The sequence below is a fragment of the Bacillus sp. SH5-2 genome (genome assembly GCF_008368905.1).
Lineage (GTDB): Bacteria > Bacillota > Bacilli > Bacillales > Bacillaceae_G > Bacillus_A > Bacillus_A luti.
Map to the genome: position 1 here is coordinate 106,485 of NZ_QOSD01000012.1, position 24,050 is coordinate 130,534.

The following is a 24,050-nucleotide window of genomic DNA, read 5'->3' on the forward strand; positions in this document are numbered from 1 at the left end:
GATGATATGTCGTTGAAACGAAATATGGTATTTGGGATAGTTGGGCTTTTAATCCCGATTCTTGTTCTTTTGTACGCGGTTGTTTATATTACGTTAGAAAAGAATATGTATCATAACGCAGCAGATTCTTTAGAAAAGTTAAGTGTAGAAGCACAAATTTATACGATGAATTACTTAGAGAAGGAAGCAGAGGTGGAGACGTTAGGTCCGAACTCGCTTTTAATTGCTTCTTATTTAGCGAAGCGGATGGATGTCCGTGTACAGATGATTGGGAAGAACGGTGATGTTGTTGCAGATACACAAAAAGGTGCATTACTTCATCGAAATATTGATATTGAGAGCTCCTTGAAAGGAAAGAAATCTTATGTTTTCGAAGAGGGAGACCCGGCCCCAATTCTTTTGTTTTCAAGCCCAGTTTATTATGGAAACGATGTCATTGGAAGTATTCGTTTTATAAATGAGTTAACGGGTGAGAAGGAAGTTTTAACAAATGTGAGTTGGACGTTTTTAATGACGTCTCTTTGTCTAGTGGCTACTGGTATTTTCTTTGCAATTCGTTTGGCAAAGTCTCTTCATAAGCCGATTGATCAATTAAGACAAATGGCACAGCGGCTTGCGAATGGTGATTATAAAAGTAAGATTGAACTAAACGAGTATGTGGAAATTGCACAGCTTTCAGCATCCTTTAATGCGATGGCTGATGGAATTGAACTGCATATTAAGCAATTGAAAGAAGAAAAAGAGAAACAGAAAGATTTCTTAGACCGTATTACGCATGAGCTGAAAACACCGCTAACAGCGATTATTGGTTATGTTGATTTAATTCCGAAGTTACAAGCGAAGGAAGATGTACAGGAGAGTCTTCGTTATGTGGCTGTGGAAAGTGAACGGTTATTATCACTTGTAGAAGAGTTGCTTAAGTCATCGAAATATGGAACGAGTACGTTCGAAGTATCTCCTACGGTTGTGAACATAAAGGAATTGGCAGAAGAAGCAGTTTCAATTGTGAAACCTCGCCTGCAGAAATTTGAGATTGAAGTTATAAATGAGTTAACGGATGTACATGTTGTTGCGGATTTCGATAAGACGAAACAGATCTTCTTAAACGTGCTTGATAATGCGATAAAATATAGCGATGCTACGCAAATACGAATGAATGTAATTGTAAATGAGCATGAAGCGAAGATTTTTGTTCATGATGATGGTATTGGTATAGATGAAGCCGTGCTTGCGGAGTGGGATGGATCTTCAGAAGGTAAAGTACTGCCTTCTAGTTACGGGAATGGATATGGTTTGTATATTTGTCAGGAGATTATGAATAAGCAAGGCGGAAGTATGAAGATTGAGAGTAGTGAAGAGATAGGGACTACAATATTTATTACATTCTTACTTCCAAGGCGGATGGAAGACATAAAAAACTTGAAAGCGGTTAAATGATACATTTATGAAACAATTATGCGGTATTTTCGAAACAACGTTTTTTTATCTTGGAGGTAGGCAGAAATGAAAAGGCTATCATTTCAAATTCTTATGTTTGTCCTTTGTATGATTGTTTCTCTCATTTTGTTTTATGTTATGGAGAAGCAAATATATAATCGAATCACAATTGTAAATGACAAACAAGCCGTTTTACAAAGAGTGAATGAATCACTTCCAACTGAAGTAAGAGTAAGGCATGAAAAGTGGGGAGAAATTGTTGTAACGGATGAAGTTCGTTTACATACGATTGTTTCATTCTTTGACCGAATTCGAATAGAGCCGAGGGATGTTAAGAGCCAAGAACAAGTATTTACTGGAGAAGTAACGTACTTGAATGGACATAAGCGTACTTTTGCAGTAGGTGACTTGTTCCAGTATGAGGCGAACGTATACGGAAAGAATGGTATGGATCCGATGATTTCAGCACTTCAAACGTATTTGTTAAGCCTGTATTACACGCCAGAGCGTATTAGCGATTTCTTTGCTTCAGCAAAGGATGTCGTCGTCCGCCAAGGTGATGTAGAACGTGCGATGGATCTTACGCACATACTTGATTCGATTCGGTACGCAAAGCAAATTACAGATTACGGAGAAATACAGAAATTATTACAATCACAGAATGAACCAATTGCTTATATTACCGCTTATAAGACAGGTAAGCGTATAAAGAATGAGCGTGAAGATATTCTTACGATTTCTGTGTATCCAACGTACTTTGTTGTGCAATATCTCGGTGATAATAACGGGAATGTCATGTATATGAAGGGCTCCCTAGCAGATTTACTCGTAAAGGAGAATGTATCATGAGAAAGATAGCCCTTTTCTTCTTTTTGCTAATATTCGGAGGAGCGATGTCTAGTTGCTCTCGAGATACAACCTCTATTAAATATAATAAAAATGGTCTCCCTATTTTGGATGATCGTCATCTTGTTGCATATGTAGCAGCCCGCGAGGAAGTTGGTGAGGCTTTGCTTTCGTCATTTTGTAAACCGCGCGGATGTACGTATGAGTTTATTCGCCTTTCGACGGAAGAGCTTCTTCGGAGAGTGGAAGAGGAAGCTGGAAATCCGAAAGCAGATATTATTATTGGTGGTACAGTAGATGCGCATCAAATGATGAAGCAACAGAACCTTTCTATTCCTGTTACGAGCCAGCATGCGAATCGTATTTCGAAGACTGTGAAAGATAAAGACGGTTATTGGTACGGTTATGAAGTGGAGAAACTGGCAATTGCGATTAATAAAGAGCGGTGGAATGAAGAAATAGCATCGCTCGGACTTCCTTATCCATCAAGGTGGCAAGATTTATTAAATCCAGTATATAAGGGAAAGATTGTCATGCCCGATCCAAATGTTTCAGGTACAGCATATACGTTGTTTCAATCACTTATTGATACTTTAGGTGAAAAGGAAGCGAAGGAATATGTTAAGAACTTGGCAGAGCAAGTTGGAGAAGTAACGGTGAATGGTTACATACCAGCAGAACTTGTTGCGAGTGGTGAATATATGATAGGCATCAATTTTATGGGAGATCAAAGAATGCTTCAAAAACAAGGCTTTCCTATTGTAAGTAACGAACCTGAGCAAACAGGCTTATCTGTCAATGCGATTTCGAAACTAAAGCGTGCACCGAGTGGTATTATTGCGGATTTATTTATTGATTATTGTTTATCGGAAGAGGCGGGGCACATTTTAGAAAAAGTTTCGTTTGGTGTACCAACGATGTTTGCGAAGAATGAGAAAGAAATAGAAGGACAGCCGGTTAGAAGAACGAACCAAAGTATATCAAATAGTGGAATAATCGAGATATGGAATAGACAGCGTCTCTCTCAGAAGTGAGAAAAGGAGACGAAAATATATGTTTAAATGGCTTAAGCCAGCACCTGCAATTGAGCGATTGCCAGCGAATATGATTGATCGTGTATATCGATTACTACGTATTCGTGTGTTAATTGGGATTTCAGTTGGATATGCTGCTTATTATTTAGTTCGCAGTAACTTTAATTTATCTACTACGTATTTAGTAGATGAATTTGGATTTAGCACGACACAAATTGGATTATTAGGCGCAGTAATGGCTGTTGTTTACGGACTTAGTAAATTCTTTATGGGGAATTTATCGGATAAGGCTTTTGCACAACGATTTATTGCAGTAGGTTTATTTTTATCTGGTCTTGTTAATATTTGTTTCGGCTATGCATCTTCCTTTGGGATGATTTTAACATTACTTGTTCTAAACGGTATTGTACAAGGTATGGGAGCACCCCCTTGTAGTATTGTTATGACGAAATGGTTTTCAAAGAAAGAACGTGGTACGAAAACAGGTCTTTGGAATATTTCACATAACGTTGGTGGATTACTTGTTCCACCATTCATTGGAATTGGTGTAGGTATTTTTGGTGAAAATCATTGGCAAGGTGGCGTGTTTATTTTCCCAGCCATTATCGCTATGGTAATTTCAGTTCTTGTTTGGATTAATGCGAAGGATACACCAGAATCTGAAGGTCTTCCGCCAATTGATGAATATCGTAATGACTATGAAGATCTTGAAAAAGCAGATAATACTAACAAGATGTCACCAAAAGAAATTCTAATGAAATATGTAGTGAAAAATAAATTTGTATGGTTCTTATGTATTGCAAATGCATTTGTTTATTTAATTCGTTTCGGTGTTATTAACTGGGTACCAATTTACTTAACAACAGTTAAAGGTTTTACAAAAACAGAAGCGCATGCAGCGTATTCAATATTTGAGGCAGCGGCAATTCCGAGTTCTTTAATTGTTGGCTTCTTAAGCGATAAATTATTCAAAGGAAAACGTATGCCATTATGTGTTATGAGTATGGCTGGGGTTGTTGTTGGAACAATCGTATATTGGCAAGCAACTAATGTTCTTGTTGTGAGTATTGCAGTTTCTATTATCGGTTGTTTAATTTATGTACCACAGTTCTTAATTGGTTTAAGTGCAATGGAATTAGTACCGAAATTTGCAGTAGGTACAACGGTTGGTATGTGTGGTCTGTTTGGTTATGTGGGAGGAAGCTTCGTAGCAAACGCAGCAATTGGTATTATTGTTGATCGTTCTGGCTGGGATGGCTGCTTCATGTTACTGTTAGCAGGTGGTGTATTAGCAACAATGTTCTTACTGATTGTTCAAATGGGACATGAGAGAAAAGGTTCTAAAGTAGCGTAATATTTTGTCTGAAAAGCTATCCAATTATCATTTTGGATAGCTTTTCTTATATTAAGATAATCTTTCCTTAAATCTATCTTAAAAGACATAATGTCATATTTCTAATCATGGAAATTTTTGTTACAATATAAATGGATGTGTAAAACTTTGTAAAAAGAATGTAATAATATGTAATTCATTTTCAGAAAGTTTTATGCAATTTTTATATTAAACTATTAAGTTATAAAAAGGAGAGAGAATATGTTACCAAATACGGTTCGTACTCCAAACAAGAAGAAGAAATGGATTATCATCGGGGTTATTGCACTAATTGTTATTGTAGCAGCAGTTAATATTTTTATTATGCAAGGCAAGAAGAAGGGGGCATCAACATCTGCTGATGCTGTAAGTTTTGAGAAAGTAACGGAGCGAAAGCTAAATAATACGAAGTTAATTTCTGGTCAGGTGAAACCTGGGAATATTGAAAGTTTTTATGCGGATCCGACTAAAGGAAAAGTGAAAGATATTGAGGTAAAAGAAGGGCAAGAGGTAGAGAAAGGTACGAAGTTATTCTCTTATGATAATGAAGAGATTAATCTTCAAATGAAGCAAGCTGAGCTTGATCAGAAGATGGCAGATATGCGTTATGATCAAGGGAAGAAGAAGATTGATTCGCTGAAGAAAGAAATTAAGAAAGCGAAAGATAGTGGAGCTGGGAAAGAAGTAACAGATCCGATGGAAGAGCAAGTAAGTGAGTTAGAGATAGCACAAAAGACAACTGATCTTGAGAAAGAGAAAGGGAAGTTGCAGAAAGAAGAGTTAAGTAAAAAGCAGAAAGAACTTACGATTTATAGTAACTTTGCTGGTGTTGTTCAAAAGTTAGATAAAGATGCGGCGCAAAGTTCATCTCAAGCGTTAGGTGGTCAAGGGAAAGCCTTCTTACAAGTGGCTTCTAAAGATCCATTCCAAGTTCAAGGGACGTTAACTGAGCTTCAAAAGTCACAAATTCAAAAGGATCAAACATTTACTGTAACTGCGAAAGCAAATAATAAGAAGAAGTGGACAGGTAAAATTACAGAGGTAAGTGAATTCCCAACGAGTGCAGAGATGGCGCAAGCAGGCGGTATGGGTGAAGCGACTCAAAGTATGTCCCAATATACATATAAAGCAAGTCTTGATAGTCAAGATGGTTTATCTCCAGGTTATCACGTTTCATTGCAAGTGAATTTAGAGAATAAGAAGATGGTTGCTGTGCCGACTAAGAGCATTGTAGAAAAAGACGGTGATGCATTTGTTTATGTTGAGGATAAAGGGAAGCTTCGTAAACAAAATGTGAAAAAAGGTTCTACTGATGGAGACTGGACAGAGATTACTGAAGGCGTAACAGTGGGGCAAAAGGTGGTTAAAAATCCTTCCGACGATGTGTATGACGGAATGGAAGTGAAAGAGAAATGATTACGTTAAATCATATTGCTAAAACGTATTATCAAGGAAAATTGGCGGTGCCGATTTTGCACGGTATTAGTTTAACGATTCAAGACGGTGAGTTCGTTTCGATTATGGGGCCCTCTGGTTCTGGTAAGTCAACGCTTATGAATATTATCGGTTGTTTAGATCGTCCAACAGAAGGCGAATATATGCTGAATGATGTGAATATCTTAACAGCAGACGAGTCAAAGCTTGCTTTAATTCGTAATGAATATATCGGTTTTGTGTTTCAGCACTTTAATTTGCTTCCGCGTCTTTCCGCAGTCGAAAATGTTGAGCTTCCGCTCGTATATGGCGGCATAAAGAAAGCCGAGCGTCGCAAGCGTGCTTTAGAGGCATTAGGTAAAGTTGGATTAGCGGACCGCGTACATCATTTACCAAATGAATTGTCAGGTGGACAGAAGCAGCGTGTCGCAATTGCAAGAGCGATTGCGAATAATCCAACGTTCATTATGGCCGATGAGCCGACTGGTGCGCTTGATACGAAGTCTGGGGAGCAAGTTATGGATATTTTCACGAAACTTAATGCAGAAGGTACGACAATTGTTATGGTTACGCATGAAGAGGAAGTAGCAGCGTATTCTTCCCGCCGCATTGTATTGCGAGATGGGAAAATTACAGAAGATAGAAGGTGTGCGGTATGAGTTTACTAGATAGTATAAAAATTGCCCTATCTTCTATTTTAGCTCATAAACTGCGTTCAGCTCTTACGATGCTCGGTATTATTATCGGGGTAGGTTCTATTATTACTGTCGTTGCAATTGGGCAAGGCGGGGAAGCGATGCTGAAGTCGAAATTCGCAGGTTCTGGTGGTAATAATCTTATGCCAATTCAATTTAAACCAGATATTAATGATGAATTTGCTATAGGCGGATTTGAAATACCAAAGTTAACGGAAGAGGATATTTTAGAAGTAAAACAAGTGAAAGATGTTTCACATGTTATTACGACAAATTCGACGACAGAGACGATTGATGTAAATGATAAAAAAGCAAGGTTGAATGTTATTGGTCTTGATAATGAATATTTTGCAGTAAATAAAGTAAAGGTCGTAAAGGGACGTACTTTAAGTGAATCAGATATTACTCATGCAAATAACGTTGTGATGATTAGTACAAAAACAGAAGAGACGTTATTTAAGGACGTAAACCCAGTAGGACAAATTATTGAGATGAAAGGACAACCGATGCAAATTATTGGTGTGTATACATCTGATAATGAGTTTATGGGATTTGAAATGGAAGAAGCATTAATCCCCCTTACATTATGGCCTGTTTTATTCGGAACAGATGATATTCAAAATATCGCAATTCAAGCTAAAAATGTAGACGATTTAGAAGCAGCTGGGAAACAAGCTGTTGATGTATTAAATAGTCGTAAGCCAAGTGAAATTTCAGGTAAATATGAACTGGTGAATTTAAAAGAATTCCAAGAAAATGTTTCTAAGGTAACTGGTATTATGACGATGATTATCGGTGGTATCGCGGGTATTTCATTAGTCGTTGGTGGTATTGGTGTTATGAACATTATGCTCGTATCTGTAACGGAGCGTACGCGCGAAATTGGGATACGTAAAGCACTTGGTGCAACGCGTAGTAAAATTTTATTACAGTTTTTAATTGAAGCAGTTATGTTAACGCTTCTAGGTGGTTTGATTGGAATTGGTCTTGGATATGGCGGGGCATATATAGTATCCACATTTGCAAAATGGCCACCACTCGTTTCATGGGAAGTTGTCGTTGGAGGCGTACTGTTCTCAATGACACTTGGTATTATTTTTGGATTAATTCCAGCGAACAAAGCTGCGAAATTAGATCCAATTGAAGCATTACGTTATGAGTAATTAATAGTGTAGTAGAGAGGAGATTCTCTACTACAAATTACCGTTCTAGTGGGCGGTTCGTAGCCTCTATATGAGGAAGTGAACCGCCCGTTAGAACGGGTTATATAAATAGAAGGAGGCGTTATAATGGAAGCGAATGTGAATACACAAAAAACTGGCGGAGAGAAGCCATCATTGTTTGGAATGATTACTTCGCCTGGTTTACAGTTTGAGAGAATGAAGACGACTGAGAAAGTTTGGGGTCTGTTCTTCATAGTGGCGCTATTACAAGGACTTGTGGGTGGTTTAAATTCGTATATTACGTATACATCACCTGAGATGATTGAAATGCAAAAGAAATTAGGTGGTGCACTTGCAGAGCAGGGATCGCTTGTATCAAATTTAATTTCTAGTACGCTATGGGGAATAGTAGGTGTTATGATTGCAACATTAGTTGTTGCAGCTATTTATAAAGTGTTTATGATGTTTTACGGGAATGATACTTCTTATAAAAAAATAGTAATGATTATTGTATACGCGGATATTATTGTTATTATTGGTGGACTCATTAATGGTATTATAGCTTTAATTTTAGGTGCTGCACCAACTGCGTATACAAGTTTAGGTCCGTTATTTGAGAAAGGCTCACTTGCATATGGAATCGCTAATTCAATTGAAGTGTTCTATTTATGGAATTTAGTTTTAATTTGGTTAGGATTACAAGTTACAGCAGGATTAAGTAAAGTGAAAGCAGCTATTCCAATTATCGTTTTATTCATTATTAAGGCGGTATTCTTAGCTGCGATTGTTGTATTGATGGCAAAGTTTTTACCTGGTTTGCCGGTATAATATGATTGGACTAAAAGGTGGCTCTTCCGAGAGTCACCTTTTTTATTTTTACCCTTATTTCAAATATGGCCAGCTGAATTTCAGATTCTGCCTAGTGCTATTTCAAATTTGGATAGCAATATTTGAAATTACTCACAGTGAATTCTATTCTTTATTTTTATATTGTGAAGGTACCGGCGGAATAACAAAGAGGTATACCTTTTAGAAGTGGGTACTGTGTGAAACCAGCAACTTTTAAAGAGGCAGTTGTGTTGTATGAAGGAATGATTGTAAATCAAATAAAGAAGCTAGGTATTCGTCAAGATTATGAAGAGTATTATCAATGTGGTTTAATCGGTCTTTGGTATGCATATGAAAGATTTGATGCGGAGAAGGGATTCTTCCCCGCATATGCACTTGTAACCGTGCGTGGTTATATATTAGAAAGATTGAAGAAAGAATCTACTGTGCAAGAAAGATATGTATGTGTAGGAGAGTATGAAGATATTTTCCATTTTGAAGATATTGAAATGAGAGCGAAAGATTTGATGAGTGTGTTAGATGAGAAGGAGAAGTATATTATTTTTGAACACTTTTTTGTAGGGAAGACGATAGGGGAAATCGCTTTAGAGACAGAAATGACATTTTATCAAGTGAGATGGATATATCGGCAAGCACTAGAGAAAATGCGAGATAGTTTAAGAGGATAAATATTAACATAAGAATGGAAGGCAAGAGATGTTGCTTTCCATTCTACTTGTTATTTTAAGGTAGTAAATGCAACAAGAGGTTTTTAAATTGTAGTGAATCTTGCATGTTCATACGTGATAGTACGTATCCAGCTTTTAATACTTGCTGTTTTAACTTATGGGGACTGATGTGTATTGTAGTAGAAGTACCATTTGAAAAATAAATTGTAGCTTGTTTGCTCTTTTTGAAAAATTCTATGTCATCTATATGGTTGTAAAATAACCATATACAGTTTGGAGAAGAAGGAGATTCTGTTGGGAAAGCGCAAATATATTCCCTATGGTTAATTGGAATTGGGACATTTTGTTTGAATTTGAAATTCGTTTGGACTGCATTACGTCTGCCTTGATAAGTAGAGTGAACATTCGTTAGACAAGATTTCTTTATGAGTTGGATGGCAGTTTGACTGGAGTGTATATGATCACCGCTACTGTCGATAATTGTTGTGCAATAGTAAGGGTGCTTGCAAGGCTCTAGCATCATTGTAGAATTAGAAATAAAAATATCATTTTCATCATTAGCCATAATTCTAAGTCCTCCTTTATAAAATATTGTTATTAATATCATTATATATGAATTAAGTAAATTAAATGTTAATCTTTTGTTTCGTATTGTAAATTTTGGTTGTTCGTTTACAATACAATATGTAATAGTTTTTCTAATTTGCATCGCTTGTACATATATATGAAAATAGAAAAGAGTAGGCGGTGAGATAGTATGAAGAAAAGGTATATTATTATGGCTCTAGTTGTTGTTCTCCTAGTATATTTAGCAAATAGCAATCCGAGTAAAGGAGAATATACAGACTGGGCAGCGAAGCAGTTTATGAAACGTAACGATGTGAGTAAGAAGCTAGATGAAGTTCAAAAAGAGAACGAAGAAGGTCTCCTTGGCGATTTAGCATCGGCTGGTAAGAAGTTGGCGAAAAAGTATGTTGAGCCACAAGTTGGGTTATTAATCGATCATTATACAAAACGGAATGATTATATTTTCTTCTCAACATATACGACCGAGTTTGATTTAGGCGGAGAAAACTATAAATATGTTTGTGTTGGTGTTTCAAAGATCTTTATCCCAATTGAAATGCCGAAGAAAAAAGACGAACCTGCAAAATGATGCAGATTCGTCTTTTTCATTTGCCCCGCTATTTGCGGGCAGTAAGACACCTCTCTCAAAATTCGGCTGGAGAAAAGAAGTTAGGTGGAGATCAACTGCCCGTAAATGCCCGATTGGTGCGGGCTAATAATCAGTGGGGATGAACCCCCCACTGATTAAAGTTTCACTTTATAGCGTAATTGGAACTTCAGAGACATTTTTTTCTACGAGACGTGCTCCTTTTTTTCGAGTGTTTTCATCAATTGATGAAAATACGGATGAGGCAAGAATGGTATCCATTACTTGAGATACGACTTGTGTATTGATGGGTGTGATGGGCTTCTCAATAGAAAAAACTACTGTTTTTCCATTTTCTTTCGCGAAAATTAATTCTAGTACTTGCATATGTTTTCCTCCTTTGTATTTATCACGTAAACGTCCGATTGGTGCGGGCTAATAATCAGTGGGGATGCCCCCACTGATTAAAGTTTCACTTTATAGGTTAGAAAGATCTGATATGCTTACAAGCTGTACAGCGTGAAGTGATGATTCTTGTAATGAGGCAAGAGCACGTGCTACGTTGTGTACTTGCTCTAAGTTTGCGTTTGTTTTCACACCCTTAAATTGTTTGTTCTTAAAAACTGTTTTGCCGTTCTTATCTAATCCGTTGTTTAATACAAGACGTAGTGTTAAATCCATTACGATTGTTTCAACTGCCATATTTATCACCCCCTTTCACTTTATAAATAGGGCTGAAATGTCATGTTTGGGCGTGAAATTTTATTTTTTTTTTGGTACTCTTAAAAGACTAGGAGAGGAGTTTCGGAAGAATGAATCGTAAATTATTTTGGATTCCTGTATTACTATGGATGGGGCTGATTTTCTATTCTTCAGCACAACCGTATAAAAAGCAGGATATGCGCTCAGATATTGAGCAATATATAAATGTTGAATTTGTGAAAGAGCATTTTTCATGGGTATCTATCGATTATGGCGGAGGTACACCTGTTAGTATTGAAAATAAAGGTGTAGGCGGATTTGTTGAGTTTTTCCTTCGTAAAGGCGCTCATTTTATGGTGTTCTTCATGCTTGGTTCATTGACGTATTACGCTTTTTATCGATCGGGTTATTCGAAAAAAAGGTGCTTTATATACGCTCTCCTTTTCGTTGCGGGGTATGCAACATTTGATGAAATTCATCAATCGTTTACAGGAGATCGTACACCAATGTGGCAAGACTCATTGCTAGATACGTGCGGCGGGTTAACAGGAATTATAATAAGCAATTGGTTTTGGCATAGAAAAAGGAGCTAATCTCATTTAGAGATTAGCTCCTTTTTTATGTTTATACACCAAGTAATTCTTTTAATTCGTCTGTCGATAGTTCAGTCATCCAACTATCGCTTGTGATGACAGCGTTGTTTAATGATTGTTTTCGTTCTAACATTTCATCAATTTTCTCTTCTAACGTTCCTGTAGTAATGAGTTTATGAACATGAACGAATCGTTTTTGACCAATGCGATATGCACGGTCCGTTGCTTGATTTTCTACAGCTGGATTCCACCAACGATCATAGTGAATAACATGGTTGGCAGCAGTTAAGTTTAAGCCTGTTCCGCCAGCCTTTAATGATAGAATGAAAATATCATACGTTCCGTTTTGGAACTGCTCAATCATTTTATCCCGTTCTTTCTTCGGTACACTACCGTTTAAGAAGAGGACGCGCTGACTGAAGTTTTCTTCTAACACACGTTTTAGCATGTTTCCCATGCCAATGTATTGCGTGAAGATGAGACAACTTTCATTTTGATCTTTTATATTTTCGATGAGCTCCATTAACGTTTTTGTTTTCATAGAGCGTTCAACGACATTTTGTGGTTCTTCTTCTTTTAAATAAAGAGCCGGATGGTTACAAATTTGTTTTAGCTTGTTCAGCATAAGTAATATAAATCCACGGCGCTCAATCCCACTTAATCCTTCTACGTTTTGTAATGTATCTTGAACAAGTTGTTCATATAAGGAAGCTTGCTCTCCAGTAAGAGGGCAATAAGCTTTCTGTTCTAGTTTATCTGGTAAGTTTAATGCGACTGTTTGATCTTTCTTCGTTCGGCGCAGTAAAAATGGTGAGATAAAACGTTGAACTTGTTGGATTTTTCCTTCATCACGGTCTTTTTCAATCGGTGTGACGAAACGACGTTGGAATTGACCTAAGCTTCCGAGGTATCCATGATTAATAAAGTCGAAAATGGACCAAAGTTCGGCGAGTCGATTTTCCATCGGCGTACCGGTTAGAGCGATTTTATGGTTTGCCTGCAAGTTTCGTACTGCTTTTGACTGTTTCGTATGCGGATTCTTAATATTTTGTGCTTCATCCAAAATAACAGCGTCCCAGCATAACGAAGTCAGTTCTTCCTCATCGAGTTGAGCTAATGCATAAGAAGTTAATACAACATCTGCCGATTGAAGGAAATCTTTAAATGAATCTCCCTTATCTCGGTTACTTCCGTAATGTAATTGAACACGTAAATTCGGTGCGAAACGCTCAAATTCTTTTTGCCAATTCCCAAGAACGGATGTCGGCGCTACGATTAATGCAGGGCCTGTTTTGAGATTGTTTTCTTTTGCATATAGTAAGTAAGTAATCGTTTGAATACTTTTTCCAAGCCCCATATCATCGGCTAATAATGCCCCAAATCCAAGTTTTCGTAAATATAATAGCCACTCAATGCCGTGTTGTTGATACGGGCGGAGTGTTGCATTCAGTGAAGAAGGGACATCTACTTTTGGGATATCGCCAATGTGTAAGAGCTTTTGGAATAATTCTTCATAATATCCGTCTAGTTCAATTTCAATATCCGTAAATGGACTATCCTCTTCTACAATTTCTGTTTCAGCCGTATTTGAAAGATGTTGCTGAAGGACATCTTTCATTTCTAGTCCATATTTATCGGCGCGGCTCATGAGTTTTCTTACTTCTTCAATAAAGGCTGGATCTAGTCGCATCCATTGACCGTTTATATTGAATAACCGTTTGTTTTGCTCAACAAGCTCGAAAAATTCGCTTTCTGACAAATCAATGCCGTTCGTTGAAATGCGCCAGTCAAAATTAACGAGTGTATTCATGCCGAAGAAAGATTGTGTTTGCGTGGCATTTTGCTTCAGCTGAACACGTAATTTTGGTTTTGTTGCTTTTAAATTTTGCCACCATGATGGTAGTAAAATCGTAATACCAGCTGCGAGTAATTCGTTACTTGCTTCTGTTAAGAAGTTCCACGCTTCTGTTTCAAAGAGTTCGTTTCGGAACGTATCATCTTCTTTTAGCCACGGTACGAGCTTACTAAAACCTTCTTGTGTTTCGGTAACACGCTCTTCATAATCGTGCCATCTTTTCGGTAAGGAATCGATGGTTTCATATACATATATGCGATGAGCTCCACGCTTTGGTGTAACAATCGTCTCAAGCTTCCACATTTCAAATTCTTCTTGCGGTTCTTGTAGTCTTAGACCGACTGTAAACGGAAGATCATCTTCAATATAACCAATTTTTCGAAGCCAATCTTCTTCATGTAGTGCGGTTTCCAGCTGTCTTTTCGTAAAGTCATAATGTTCATATAGCCTTTTTGCATCTTCCCAGCCGTCATTTGAGCGGTTATCTTGTAATATGCTTTCATTTACCGCCGCTGAGAATAGAGATGCTAATGTTTCATCTTCGATTGGTCTATTTTGAACTTTCCAAGATGGCTGTTTGGGCCAACGCTCCATATCGGGTACGAAGCTACCGCTTGTGAAAGTATCCCATAATTCATTTGCATCTTTCGTAAGAGCTGTAATAGGACCGTTCATTTGAATATGTGCAAAGGAGTTCATCGGTTTGTTTGCGATGTATTCAAATGCTTGTGCATTTGTTAGTATAACGCCTTGTTTTCCTTCAAAGGTCGCTTCTTTTAGAAATGTACCGTAGAAAGAAGTAGAGTGCCATGTAAATGCATTTTGTTTCCAACTTGTTACGGATAATGGAGTACCGCTGTCATCTTCTCCCCAAAGGAACCAACCTTGACTAATGTGCTGGAGCCTAATTGTTACTTCAGTTTGATTGATCATCGATTAATTTTCCTTTCCGTAATTCCTCTTGTAGTGCACGCAGACGTGAATGTAGATTGGCGATGTGAATAATGAAAGCGTCCCATTCGTCTGTACGTTTTAATCGTTTATATAATGTACGTAATTTCTTTAAGTAACGAACTGCACGTCTATATGATTTACGATTTCGCTCTTCAATTGCCTCTACGGTAGCAAGATGATAAAGAGGAAGTGCTGCTTCCGGCGCTTCTTTTTCAATATCTTTCAGCGGTTCCTTTAACAGTTCAATTGCTTCAAACCCATATAAGAGATGAAGTTCTGCCCATGTACGATACTGTTTCTTTGCGAGTACGTATTGTTCATAGTTTGCGAAACTATACGGCAGGAGTTCTTGTAAAATCATTTCGAATCCAGCTTGTTCATTTGTATGTGTTGCATATGTTTCATACATGATTACAAATAACCGAACGATATCTTTTATGAAGATTGTATTTTCATGTTCATGTATTGTTTCCTTTACTTGTTTGTACGTAAAGGAAAGCCAGTTTTTCGCACGAGCCCACTGCATGGCACTTAATAGCTCTTCTAACCAATAGAAATACAGACTTACAACAGAAGCGGGCTGTTTTTTTAGTAAGTCCATTGCTAATTGGTCTTCTTCATTTAAAAAGAGTAGATGAGAAGATGCTAATGCTTTGGAAAGTGGATTGATTTTCGTATCAATTCGTTTTTCTTCCTCTTGCAGTTGCTCTTTATTGTTTAAGAGTTCACTCCATATGTGACGATAAATGAAATATCGTTCTTGTGTATAAGAGTCGGTCGAGAAGAATACTTCGTGAATGAGACGAGCTGTTTCTTGCAAAATTGATTCCGAATCAGGAGGAATCGCTTCTGATTGTAAGTCCCGAACGATAGATTCCACTTTATCTACAAATAACCGAACGACGTTAACAGGCTGATGATAAGAATACGTTTTGTTTACTTCAAATGCCTGAATTTCTTCTAACAATTTTTGAAAGCAATAAAGTGCCGCGTGTAGGCGGAATAATTCATGTATCGCAATGACGCGCGGAGCTTTTCGCTCAAGTTTCGTATAGAAGTCCGTAAAGATACTCATAAGAAAATACATTTGTTTATAAGTAAGCCGCGCTTGTTCTTTTTTAAATGCATCATATTCTTTATCGAAATACGATTGCCAACTTTTATAATCCGTTTCTTCAAAAGCTGATGATTGCAATACTTGTCTTGCAGTTCGAATAGGAGGAAGGGAAGGTTTCGTATTATTTTTAAATAAAGTTAATACATCCCCTACTTGCCCGAAACTAGACGCTGCAGATAGTAACACAGCTAGCATATGCTCACATTGTGTTGGTGCGAAGCAATCGCAATAGCTTTCAGCGACATTACGAATCGGAATGTGAACGCTATATACACTGCCTTCCGCATCTACAGTTCCTGATAGCGTATAACCATCAAAGTCAACGTTATAGACAACACCACTACGATATAGGTGCCGAGCTGTAGCGACATGTTCCTGATCAGCCGTTTGCTGTGGATCTAGTCCTTGAACGAACTCATTCGCAATCATCATAATTTCATCTTTCGTAATTGAGTGTTGCAGCATAATATTCCTCCGTACACAGATTTCTTTCCTCTACCATTATAAACAAAAAATGCTCAAAACAGAAAAAATGAAATTTGAATTACAAAAAAGGATGTTGCTAGGCAACATCCTTTTTTGTAATTAAGAGCGCGATTCCTGCAATACCGCTTTTACATATGGATCATGTAATATTTGTTTTGTAATAGGTAACATGTTTTCTTCGAATGGTATGTCGATGGGAAAAGGCTTTTGTGAGCCTGGTTTGATTCCATATTGGACAATTTTGTAATGTGTATTTCCTTCATGGTCGAGCACAATTAATTTATAGCGATTGTCATCGCCAGCGAGTGAGAAGTCAATGGAAGTAGCGTCATATGTGACTTCATCTTTATATATATACGGTTTTGGTGTACCGATCCAGTCTACTTTTGCTTGTATATTCATGGGTGTAACCTCCTTATATGTATTATAAAAAAATAAAAGCCAGTTCTCAACAAAGAGAACTGGCTGTAGCAGTCATTGGTTATTTTAAAATTTTCACTTTAACAGTTTTGCGTCCCCATTTTTGGGCAGCACTATCTGATCCAAGTAGAATGTCGATACGGTTACCTTTAATTGCACCGCCAGTATCTCCAGCGATAGCTTCTCCATAACCTTCAACCCATACTTTAGATCCTAATGGGATTACTTTCGGGTCAACAGCAATCATTTTCATATTTGGATTCGCTGTTAAGTCATGACCCATTGCAGTTAATACGCGGCCGCCATATGTGCCACCGTTCTCGCTCGGGTGAGCTGTATATGCTGTAGCTACAACTGTTAACTCACGACCACCAGAAGGTTCGCTAGTTTCAGCAGCTTTCACAGCAGGCTTAGCAGCTGGTTTTGCTTGTGCTGCAGGTGCTTGAGCTTTAGCTGGTGCTACAGTTTTAGCAGGAGCAGGTTGTTCTTGTTTCTCAATAACAGGTGCTGTACCTGTTAAGAAAGGAACGTGAACATAAGCTGTTTTCCCGTTATATTCAAATTGTAACCACTCGTTTTGTACTTGGTTCGTTGTTTCGATCATATCGTCTTTCTTAAGCGTCCCAAGAATTTCTGAGTTTGTGTTCGCTTCAGCACGTACGTTTAATACGTTAGCTGTTACGTAGTAGATGCTTTTTGTGAACTCTGCACTTACGAATGCGTCTTTACCATCTAAAGTGATTTTTGACCATCCGTTCTCTGTATTTTGAACATCTATTTTATTACCGTTTAGTAATTTACCGACAACTTTTGATTCCATAGTAGGGTTTTCGCGTACGTTTAATACGTCTGTTGTTACAACAGTTTCTGCATTGGCAGATGATGTGAAAATCCCAAGACCAAAAACTGCTGCTGTTGCTATACCAATTAATTTTTTCATGATAGCCTCCATTGCGTTTGTTTTCGTGTCCTCATTATAGCAACAGATTTTTTCGGATTTGGGGAAAACACACAATTACAAACCATTCGTAATAAGTCGTTAATATCCTGTAATATAGCAAAAAATATAGGAAAGCGTTTTTCACTCTAGGTGATTATTAGGTTTCTAGTTATATTCAAAATATTTAATACAACATATTGTTTTCGGCGTAAATAAAAATATTACGAGAGTGTTACATAATGTTTACTAAACGATTACATTCCTTGAGTATTTTACCGTTTTATGGGTAATATAGTTATATAAACATAAACATTTCGTTTGTGAATCTATAAACATGTGCTATATACTAGCAAAAAAACCGCATAATTGTTACAAGAAGAAAGGGTTGCAAGGAAGAAAAATGCCCTTTTTTACATCTGTAACACATCCTTTTTTGGGAAAATACATTCCCATCCGCATTTTTCTCGCACAATTTGACAGCAGTATTTCTATCTTGGAGCTCTTGCAGAGTGAAAAGGTTATACGGAAGGTAAGGCTGTCCATCAGAATTCTAATTGGTGAAGGTGAAAGTAAGAGAGTTGAACGAAAATCACCGCAAAATTTATAGTTTTCTATCCGATTTAACATATCGGAATTTATGTTATTTACAAAAGTGAAACCTACGAAGGGGGATTTGATGAGGAAACTGACAAAAACATTCATCGTATCATTAACATTATGTATTGCATTTACAATTTGGGGGATTATTCCCGAATCTATTATTGGAAAAGGTAGCCTAGGAAATGTAACAACCGCAATTCAAACTGCATTAGTTAGTAAGTTTGGCTGGTTTTATATTATTTCTGTTTCTATTATCTTAGGTGTGTCTATCTTTTTAATTGTCTCGAAATACGGTTCTATTCGTTTAGGTAAAGATGATGACGAACCTGATTATAGTTATATGACATGGTTTGCTATGTTATTTAGTGCTGGTATGGGTATCGGCTTAGTTTTCTGGGGCGTTGCCGAACCATTAAATCATTTGTATGCACCTCCGTTTGGAGAAGGAGCAACTGAGGAAAGTGCGCGTCTTGCACTGCGTTTCTCATTTTTCCATTGGGGATTACATCCGTGGGGACTATATGCGTTTGTAGCGTTATGTATTGCTTACTTTACTTTTAGAAAAGGAAAAGCAAGTACAATTAGTGCGACAGTAGGTCCGTTATTTAAAGGCGGGGAACATGGGCGTATTGCTCATTCATTTGATGTGTTAGCTGTTTTCGCGACGGTGTTTGGTGTTGCGACATCATTAGGTCTTGGCGCGAAACAAATTGCAGGTGGTGTTAGTTATTTAACATCTATCCCGAACTCCTTACCGACACAGCTTGTTATTATTGCAATCGTAACTGTTCTTTTCATGTTATCTGCGCAAACAGGTCTTGATAAAGGAATTAAATATTTAAGTAATGCGAATATTATTTTGGCATTTGCACTTATGATTATTGTATTGTTTGCAGGTCCAACAAACTTTATTATGAATTACTTCACTTCAACAATTGGTTCTTACATTCAGGAGTTGCCAAGTATGAGTTTCCGATTAAGTCCATTAGATGAAGGCGGAAATCAATGGATTCAGTCATGGACAATTTTCTATTGGGCGTGGTGGATTGCATGGTCACCATTCGTAGGTACGTTTATTGCTCGCGTTTCACGAGGGCGTACAATTCGTGAGTTTGTTATCGGTGTGTTACTCGTACCGACCGTAATTGGTGCGCTTTGGTTCTCTGTTTTCGGCGGAACTGGTATTCATATGGAACTGTTTGGTGATGCACATATCTTTGACAAAGTGAAAGAGATGGGAACAGAAGTAGGATTATTCGCTATGTTTGATCAAATGGGAAGCTTTGGATCAGCTTTATCTATTCTAGCTATTCTTCTTATTTCTACATTCTTTATTACATCTGCAGATTCTGCGACATTCGTTCTAGGAATGTTAACGACACATGGTAGTTTAAATCCGCCAAACCGTATTAAATTAGTTTGGGGTATCGTTCTAGCCGCGCTAGCTTCTATCCTATTATATGTTGGTGGATTAGAAGCATTGCAAACGGCAGCTATCATTGCAGCGTTCCCGTTCGTTTTTGTTATTTTCTTTATGATGGCATCATTATTTAAAGAGTTACAAAAAGAAGGGCGTATGAAGCGACATAAATAATAGAAGGAAAAGAGCTGATTTTTATATCAGCTCTTTTTTATATAGAAGAAACTCGAACTGTAAGTAAGGGAAATAAAGTACTACACTATATAAGTAGTATGCCTTTTATATAAAGAAAAAACGATATATTTCGACAATGTTCGATATTTTACAAACTCTATTCACATTTTTGACAAAAAATTGTCGGAAATGTGTTGTCACGTTTATGTATATGTGCTATATTATTTCCTGTAAGCGATTTCAAATAGTTTTAAAGCGTATTCAAGGGGGACATCTAGAATAATGAAACGTTACGAAAGAAAGTGGAAGCATATTTGTTTGAAACGTGTGGCACATCGTAGTGTCCAAGAAAGCACGGAACCTAAGACTGAAACGCGCAAAGAACAGCAAGAGAAGCAATTGGTTCTACAAAAATAGCAATCACTTTTTCGTATATAAATGAAGGTCGATCGTTCGTTGGGGGATGGACGTGAAATTACTTTCAGCTAAGGGGTATTGTCTGATATATAATTTATACGGCAATAAATAAGCACAGAGCTTACGGCGCTCTGTGCTTATTTTTATTTGTCTTTTTTAAATCGAACTGTTTTATCCCAGCCAATGACTTGTTTCTTGCTCTTTGCACGTAAGTATAAGATTAAGCTACGAATAAATAAGTACGTAAAGAGCTGTGCGTACGTAAAGTACATGATGACACTAATAAAAATATTAGTTGGTGTAAAGGTCCGTTCGACACTTTGCGCACTAAATAATTGCGAAACATATGTAACATATGCGACGTACCACATAAATAGTAGCGGAATGCTATATTGAATTTGGAATATCCCAAGTAGCCCGATTATAAACCAAACGTTTGAAATGATTAGGAATAGCCAAAATACGACATATACTAAAACTTGCTGTAAGGAATGGACAAGGAGTTTTCCTTTAAAGAAACTTAAGGAAGAAAACATCTTTTCTAAAATGTATAAATTTCCTTGGAGCCAACGTGTACGTTGTTTAATAAGAATTTTTAAATGCTCAGGTTCTTGTTCCCATGTAACCGATTCTGGGACGATTGGTAAGAGATAGCCTTTTTGTGTAATTCGTAATGTTAACTCAGCATCTTCTGCAATGGCATAAGGATCATAGCCACCAAGCTCTTCTAGTGCAGAGCGACGTAGAAGCATATTCGTTCCTGTTAGTGAACCTGTTTGGAACAATAACCAACGTCCAGATTGCATAAGGAGCTGGAAGATTTGAAACTCTAGTGAAATCATTCGCGTTAGCCAGTTTCTTTTTTCGTTTACTGTACGAACGTGTCCAACAGCACCAACAGCATCCTCGATTGTTTCAGCGTGTTCTACAAGCATTCGTAGAGCATGTGGTTCAGGTTGATTATCTGCATCGTAAACACAGAAATATTCACCATCGGAAATGCTAAGACCGTAGTTTAATACACGTGATTTCCCTTTCGGTTCACCAGGTGGGACACGAATGTGCCGAATGTGAGCATAAGCGTTGTCAAAGTCATCACCAATTTCAGGTGTTTCGTCTTGCGAGTTATCGTTTAATAAATAAACGGTTAGTTTTCCTGGATATTCAATCTTTGCCATTGCTTCTAATGTATCTTTAATTACGACACCTTCGTTATGAGCGGGTATTAAAATATCGACGCTCGGATAATGTTCCAGTGTACGATCTTTTCGTTTACTATTTCGGTGAACTAAGCCAGCGATTGTTAAGAACGAGTAGTAAACGAGTAAGCCCGAGAATAGAAAAGCTGTAAAGATTAATACATACTTAATGGAGAATGTAATGCTAATCCAAAAGACAAGTAAACAAAACAAAATAAATAGTAGGAGCATAACGAGTGTCATCATAATACTGTCGGTCCTTTTGTTGCAATGTGTTCACGCGTCATTTTAATGTCTTGAATTGCTTGATGGGCAAGCCATTGCTCCATTTTTGGCTGTAGACGGTTCATTACGATATCTGCACCGGCATCATTTGTATTTTGTAATAAAATGACTAATGTGTTGCTGTCATACTCGGCAACGAGGTCAAAGTCAGTTCGCACTGTTTCAACTAATAAGGAGGCGACACGATCCATAACACTTTCTTTCGTATACTTGCTAAAGGAAGTGAAATCGAAATAAATAATAATGCCTGTTTCATTACGACGCTTCATTGCAGTCGTTATTAATGCTTGTCGTCTTTCAAATTCTTGTCTTGTTAATAGTTTCGATTCTCCAATGTATTGTTCTAACTCTTTCACGCGTGCAGTTAAATTTCTATTTTCGTGAATGGCCTTTTTTAATAAGTGGGTTGATATATAAACAATGAAGAAGTTAGCTGCCATCAGGAAGTGGGTAATAATATATTCCCATTGATCTGATGTACTCCATAAGTAAAGCCATGCTTCATAAAATAAATAGAACACGGAAAGAATCGTTCCGAGTATGAAGAAAACAAATGCTGTTTTATCAGCTAAGAATAGGAATAGTACATTTGCAATTACATATATAATTGTAAAAATGAGCGCATGCTCATATTTCGTTACATGTACAGTAGTAAAATAAAATACAATTTGTAAAATCCACATAGATAGGATTTTATAGAACTTATCTTTCACAAATCTTTCCTCCTTAAAGGTAATTCATACAAGGACACTTGTAGTATGTGCAATTATTAAGAATTAGACTATAAATCCTTTCAAATAGAACAATAATAAGTAATATCCTTTTATTACAAGAAAAAATAAACAAACTTACTAATTATCTTATTATAATGTCTATACATCTATATATGAAGTATGTGTATATTATATAAAAAATCCCCCTCTTGAAAAGAGGAGGATTTACCTGAAAATTTATAGGAACATCATACCTGCAACTGCTGCATTTAAGAAGTTTGCTAATGTACCAGCGATAACTGCTTTAATCCCTAATTGTGCAATTTGTTTACGGCGAGTAGGAGCTAATGTTCCTGTTACACCTAATTGAATTGCGATAGAAGAGAAGTTTGCGAAACCACAGATTGCGAATGTTAAAATTAAGTTTGTTTTTGCAGAGAAATCTGCCATGTGTGGTCCTAAGTTTGCGTATGCAACGAATTCGTTGATTGCAAGTTTTTGACCGATAAAGCTAGCTGCTTGTATAGCTTCACCTGGAGAAACCCCGATTAAGATTGCAAATGGTGATAATAAGTAACCGAAGATTAAATCAAGGCTAAGTTTAATATCGAACCAAGAACCAACCCATCCTAATAATCCATTTAATAAAGCGATTAATGCGATGAAAGCCATTAACATTGCTGCTACGTTAATAACAAGTTGCATACCTTCAGATGCACCGCGTGCAGCTGCATCAATAACGTTTGCATCTTCACGTTCTGTAGAAAGTTCAACGTTATTATCTACCTGTTCTGTCTCTGGCATAATTAGTTTTGCAATTAATAAACTTGATGGAGCTGCCATAATTGCTGCTGCTAATAAGTGTTCTAACGGAATTCCCATTGCTGCATAACCGACAAGAACGGAGCCAGCAACAGCTGTCATACCGCTTACCATAATAGTGAAGAATTCACTGTTTGTTAAGCGTGCTAAGTAAGGTTTGATTAAGATTGGTGCCTCAGTTTGTCCTAAAAATACAGTTGTTACTGAGTTTAAACTTTCTGCTTTAGAAGTTCCAAGAAGTTTACTTAATGCACCACCAACGATACTAACAAATTTCTGCATAATACCGAAATAATATAAGATTGCAACTAATGAACTAATAAATACGATTGGAAGTAGTGCTTGAATAACGAAGATAAATCCCCAAGGTCCTTTTGCGTTGACTAAATCCCCAGCAACGAACTTAATTCCCTCGTAAGAAAAATTAATTAACCCTTGAACACCGTCAGCAGCGTATTTTAGACCTGCTTTACCAGCATCCCATCGTAATACGATAAATGAAAATGACATTTGTAATGCTAGCGCGATTAAAATTGTGCGCCAATTAATAGCTTTGCGGTTGGAAGATAGTAAGAAAGCAATTGCTAATACTCCAATCACGCCGCCAATTCCCCATAAAAGATTCATGCAGTGTATGCTCCTTCCTCATAGTAAAAAAAGTGTATAAACCAGTTGTCTATACTTTTGCGAATATAACATCTT

Annotated in this window: 23 protein-coding genes; 13 read left to right on the forward strand and 10 right to left on the reverse strand. The window is 37.2% G+C overall.

Annotation, left to right across the window (positions count from 1 at the left end; genetic code table 11):
- The first annotated feature begins 6 nt into the window (after positions 1-6).
- The 9 genes from DN410_RS09900 to DN410_RS09940 all read left to right on the forward strand — a co-directional run bounded on the left by DN410_RS09900 (position 7) and on the right by DN410_RS09940 (position 9,498).
- On the forward strand, positions 7-1,437 hold the full coding sequence (locus tag DN410_RS09900) for a HAMP domain-containing sensor histidine kinase (RefSeq protein WP_149176348.1): 1,431 nt from the start codon (positions 7-9) through the stop codon (positions 1,435-1,437).
- A gap of 66 nt (positions 1,438-1,503) precedes the next feature.
- Positions 1,504-2,286 carry a DUF3919 family protein gene (locus tag DN410_RS09905; RefSeq protein ID WP_149176349.1) on the forward strand — a complete coding sequence of 261 codons (783 nt, stop codon included), beginning with the start codon at positions 1,504-1,506 and terminating at the stop codon, positions 2,284-2,286.
- Entirely contained in the window at positions 2,283-3,317 is a 1,035-nt protein-coding gene (locus DN410_RS09910; protein ID WP_149176350.1) for an ABC transporter substrate-binding protein, read from the forward strand. The genes DN410_RS09905 and DN410_RS09910 overlap by 4 nt, the downstream gene beginning before the upstream one ends.
- 19 nt (positions 3,318-3,336) lie before the next feature.
- Positions 3,337-4,671, forward strand: a complete 1,335-nt coding sequence (pgtP, locus tag DN410_RS09915) for an MFS transporter (RefSeq protein WP_149176351.1) — start codon at positions 3,337-3,339, stop codon at positions 4,669-4,671.
- A 240-nt stretch (positions 4,672-4,911) separates the two neighbouring features.
- A complete protein-coding gene (locus DN410_RS09920; RefSeq protein ID WP_149176352.1) occupies positions 4,912-6,105 on the forward strand; it encodes an efflux RND transporter periplasmic adaptor subunit in 1,194 nt (397 codons plus the stop codon).
- Entirely contained in the window at positions 6,102-6,782 is a 681-nt protein-coding gene (locus DN410_RS09925) for an ABC transporter ATP-binding protein (protein WP_149176353.1), read from the forward strand. The genes DN410_RS09920 and DN410_RS09925 overlap by 4 nt, the downstream gene beginning before the upstream one ends.
- Positions 6,779-7,981, forward strand: coding sequence for an ABC transporter permease (locus DN410_RS09930; protein WP_149176354.1), 1,203 nt, complete (start codon positions 6,779-6,781; stop codon positions 7,979-7,981). The genes DN410_RS09925 and DN410_RS09930 overlap by 4 nt, the downstream gene beginning before the upstream one ends.
- Before the next feature lie 126 nt (positions 7,982-8,107).
- Positions 8,108-8,809: a YknW family membrane protein gene (gene yknW, locus DN410_RS09935; protein WP_149176355.1), complete on the forward strand. Its 702-nt coding sequence runs from the start codon at positions 8,108-8,110 to the stop codon at positions 8,807-8,809.
- Positions 8,810-9,027: 218 nt separating this feature from the next.
- Positions 9,028-9,498, forward strand: coding sequence for a sigma-70 family RNA polymerase sigma factor (locus DN410_RS09940; RefSeq protein WP_149176356.1), 471 nt, complete (start codon positions 9,028-9,030; stop codon positions 9,496-9,498).
- Positions 9,499-9,553: 55 nt separating this feature from the next.
- Here the strand turns inward: DN410_RS09940 and DN410_RS09945 are convergent, their stop codons facing one another.
- A complete protein-coding gene (locus DN410_RS09945) occupies positions 9,554-10,063 on the reverse strand; it encodes a competence protein ComK (RefSeq protein ID WP_149176357.1) in 510 nt (169 codons plus the stop codon).
- A gap of 192 nt (positions 10,064-10,255) precedes the next feature.
- On the opposite strand from DN410_RS09945, the gene DN410_RS09950 reads away from it, so the two are divergent.
- Positions 10,256-10,654: a DUF4359 domain-containing protein gene (locus DN410_RS09950; protein ID WP_000747728.1), complete on the forward strand. Its 399-nt coding sequence runs from the start codon at positions 10,256-10,258 to the stop codon at positions 10,652-10,654.
- 168 nt (positions 10,655-10,822) lie between these two features.
- Here the strand turns inward: DN410_RS09950 and DN410_RS09955 are convergent, their stop codons facing one another.
- A complete protein-coding gene (locus DN410_RS09955) occupies positions 10,823-11,038 on the reverse strand; it encodes a DUF2922 domain-containing protein (protein WP_149176358.1) in 216 nt (71 codons plus the stop codon).
- A gap of 90 nt (positions 11,039-11,128) precedes the next feature.
- Complete coding sequence (locus DN410_RS09960; RefSeq protein WP_149176359.1) at positions 11,129-11,353, reverse strand: DUF1659 domain-containing protein; 225 nt, start codon at positions 11,351-11,353, stop codon at positions 11,129-11,131.
- A 110-nt stretch (positions 11,354-11,463) separates the two neighbouring features.
- Here DN410_RS09960 and DN410_RS09965 point away from each other — a divergent pair, with 110 nt between their 5' ends.
- Positions 11,464-11,946, forward strand: a complete 483-nt coding sequence (locus DN410_RS09965) for a VanZ family protein (RefSeq protein WP_149176360.1) — start codon at positions 11,464-11,466, stop codon at positions 11,944-11,946.
- A gap of 31 nt (positions 11,947-11,977) precedes the next feature.
- On the opposite strand, the gene DN410_RS09970 is transcribed toward DN410_RS09965, so the two are convergent.
- The 4 genes from DN410_RS09970 to DN410_RS09985 all read right to left on the reverse strand — a co-directional run bounded on the left by DN410_RS09970 (position 11,978) and on the right by DN410_RS09985 (position 17,718).
- Positions 11,978-14,734: a DEAD/DEAH box helicase gene (locus tag DN410_RS09970; protein WP_149176361.1), complete on the reverse strand. Its 2,757-nt coding sequence runs from the start codon at positions 14,732-14,734 to the stop codon at positions 11,978-11,980.
- Positions 14,718-16,337, reverse strand: a complete 1,620-nt coding sequence (locus tag DN410_RS09975) for an SWIM zinc finger family protein (RefSeq protein WP_149176362.1) — start codon at positions 16,335-16,337, stop codon at positions 14,718-14,720. Before DN410_RS09975 ends, DN410_RS09970 begins: the two co-directional genes overlap by 17 nt.
- Positions 16,338-16,457: 120 nt before the next feature.
- On the reverse strand, positions 16,458-16,760 hold the full coding sequence (locus DN410_RS09980) for a DUF3910 family protein (RefSeq protein ID WP_149176363.1): 303 nt from the start codon (positions 16,758-16,760) through the stop codon (positions 16,458-16,460).
- Between the two features lie 79 nt (positions 16,761-16,839).
- Complete coding sequence (locus tag DN410_RS09985; RefSeq protein WP_149176364.1) at positions 16,840-17,718, reverse strand: cell wall-binding protein EntA; 879 nt, start codon at positions 17,716-17,718, stop codon at positions 16,840-16,842.
- A gap of 676 nt (positions 17,719-18,394) precedes the next feature.
- Between DN410_RS09985 and opuD the strand changes: the two genes are divergently transcribed.
- Both opuD and DN410_RS28395 read left to right on the forward strand, forming a co-directional pair.
- Entirely contained in the window at positions 18,395-19,912 is a 1,518-nt protein-coding gene (gene opuD, locus DN410_RS09995) for a glycine betaine transporter OpuD (RefSeq protein WP_149176366.1), read from the forward strand.
- A gap of 282 nt (positions 19,913-20,194) precedes the next feature.
- The gene (locus DN410_RS28395; protein ID WP_000833067.1) at positions 20,195-20,329 is read left to right on the forward strand and encodes a hypothetical protein; all 135 of its coding nucleotides are present in this window, start codon (positions 20,195-20,197) and stop codon (positions 20,327-20,329) included.
- A gap of 143 nt (positions 20,330-20,472) precedes the next feature.
- Here DN410_RS28395 and DN410_RS10000 read toward each other — a convergent pair whose 3' ends face one another.
- The 3 genes from DN410_RS10000 to DN410_RS10010 form a co-directional block, all read right to left on the reverse strand.
- Positions 20,473-21,774: a glycosyltransferase family 2 protein gene (locus tag DN410_RS10000; RefSeq protein WP_149176367.1), complete on the reverse strand. Its 1,302-nt coding sequence runs from the start codon at positions 21,772-21,774 to the stop codon at positions 20,473-20,475.
- Positions 21,771-22,526 (reverse strand): diguanylate cyclase domain-containing protein, encoded by a 756-nt coding sequence (locus DN410_RS10005; RefSeq protein ID WP_149176368.1) that lies wholly within the window; start codon positions 22,524-22,526, stop codon positions 21,771-21,773. Before DN410_RS10005 ends, DN410_RS10000 begins: the two co-directional genes overlap by 4 nt.
- Positions 22,527-22,763: 237 nt before the next feature.
- Positions 22,764-23,975: a NupC/NupG family nucleoside CNT transporter gene (locus DN410_RS10010; RefSeq protein WP_149176369.1), complete on the reverse strand. Its 1,212-nt coding sequence runs from the start codon at positions 23,973-23,975 to the stop codon at positions 22,764-22,766.
- Positions 23,976-24,050 lie beyond the last annotated feature (75 nt).

Excerpts from the sequence above, each read along its gene's own strand:
- DN410_RS09900 (WP_149176348.1), top strand. The coding sequence starts at position 7 with ATGTCGTTGAAACGAAATATGGTATTTGGGATAGTTGGGCTTTTAATC.
- DN410_RS09905 (WP_149176349.1), top strand. The coding sequence starts at position 1,504 with ATGAAAAGGCTATCATTTCAAATTCTTATGTTTGTCCTTTGTATGATT.
- DN410_RS09910 (WP_149176350.1), top strand. The coding sequence starts at position 2,283 with ATGAGAAAGATAGCCCTTTTCTTCTTTTTGCTAATATTCGGAGGAGCG.
- pgtP (WP_149176351.1), top strand. The coding sequence starts at position 3,337 with ATGTTTAAATGGCTTAAGCCAGCACCTGCAATTGAGCGATTGCCAGCG.
- DN410_RS09920 (WP_149176352.1), top strand. The coding sequence starts at position 4,912 with ATGTTACCAAATACGGTTCGTACTCCAAACAAGAAGAAGAAATGGATT.
- DN410_RS09925 (WP_149176353.1), top strand. The coding sequence starts at position 6,102 with ATGATTACGTTAAATCATATTGCTAAAACGTATTATCAAGGAAAATTG.
- DN410_RS09930 (WP_149176354.1), top strand. The coding sequence starts at position 6,779 with ATGAGTTTACTAGATAGTATAAAAATTGCCCTATCTTCTATTTTAGCT.
- yknW (WP_149176355.1), top strand. The coding sequence starts at position 8,108 with ATGGAAGCGAATGTGAATACACAAAAAACTGGCGGAGAGAAGCCATCA.
- DN410_RS09945 (WP_149176357.1), bottom strand. The coding sequence starts at position 10,063 with ATGGCTAATGATGAAAATGATATTTTTATTTCTAATTCTACAATGATG.
- DN410_RS09950 (WP_000747728.1), top strand. The coding sequence starts at position 10,256 with ATGAAGAAAAGGTATATTATTATGGCTCTAGTTGTTGTTCTCCTAGTA.
- DN410_RS09955 (WP_149176358.1), bottom strand. The coding sequence starts at position 11,038 with ATGCAAGTACTAGAATTAATTTTCGCGAAAGAAAATGGAAAAACAGTA.
- DN410_RS09960 (WP_149176359.1), bottom strand. The coding sequence starts at position 11,353 with ATGGCAGTTGAAACAATCGTAATGGATTTAACACTACGTCTTGTATTA.
- DN410_RS09965 (WP_149176360.1), top strand. The coding sequence starts at position 11,464 with ATGAATCGTAAATTATTTTGGATTCCTGTATTACTATGGATGGGGCTG.
- DN410_RS09970 (WP_149176361.1), bottom strand. The coding sequence starts at position 14,734 with ATGATCAATCAAACTGAAGTAACAATTAGGCTCCAGCACATTAGTCAA.
- DN410_RS09975 (WP_149176362.1), bottom strand. The coding sequence starts at position 16,337 with ATGCTGCAACACTCAATTACGAAAGATGAAATTATGATGATTGCGAAT.
- DN410_RS09980 (WP_149176363.1), bottom strand. The coding sequence starts at position 16,760 with ATGAATATACAAGCAAAAGTAGACTGGATCGGTACACCAAAACCGTAT.
- DN410_RS09985 (WP_149176364.1), bottom strand. The coding sequence starts at position 17,718 with ATGAAAAAATTAATTGGTATAGCAACAGCAGCAGTTTTTGGTCTTGGG.
- opuD (WP_149176366.1), top strand. The coding sequence starts at position 18,395 with ATGAGGAAACTGACAAAAACATTCATCGTATCATTAACATTATGTATT.
- DN410_RS28395 (WP_000833067.1), top strand. The coding sequence starts at position 20,195 with ATGAAACGTTACGAAAGAAAGTGGAAGCATATTTGTTTGAAACGTGTG.
- DN410_RS10000 (WP_149176367.1), bottom strand. The coding sequence starts at position 21,774 with ATGATGACACTCGTTATGCTCCTACTATTTATTTTGTTTTGTTTACTT.
- DN410_RS10010 (WP_149176369.1), bottom strand. The coding sequence starts at position 23,975 with ATGAATCTTTTATGGGGAATTGGCGGCGTGATTGGAGTATTAGCAATT.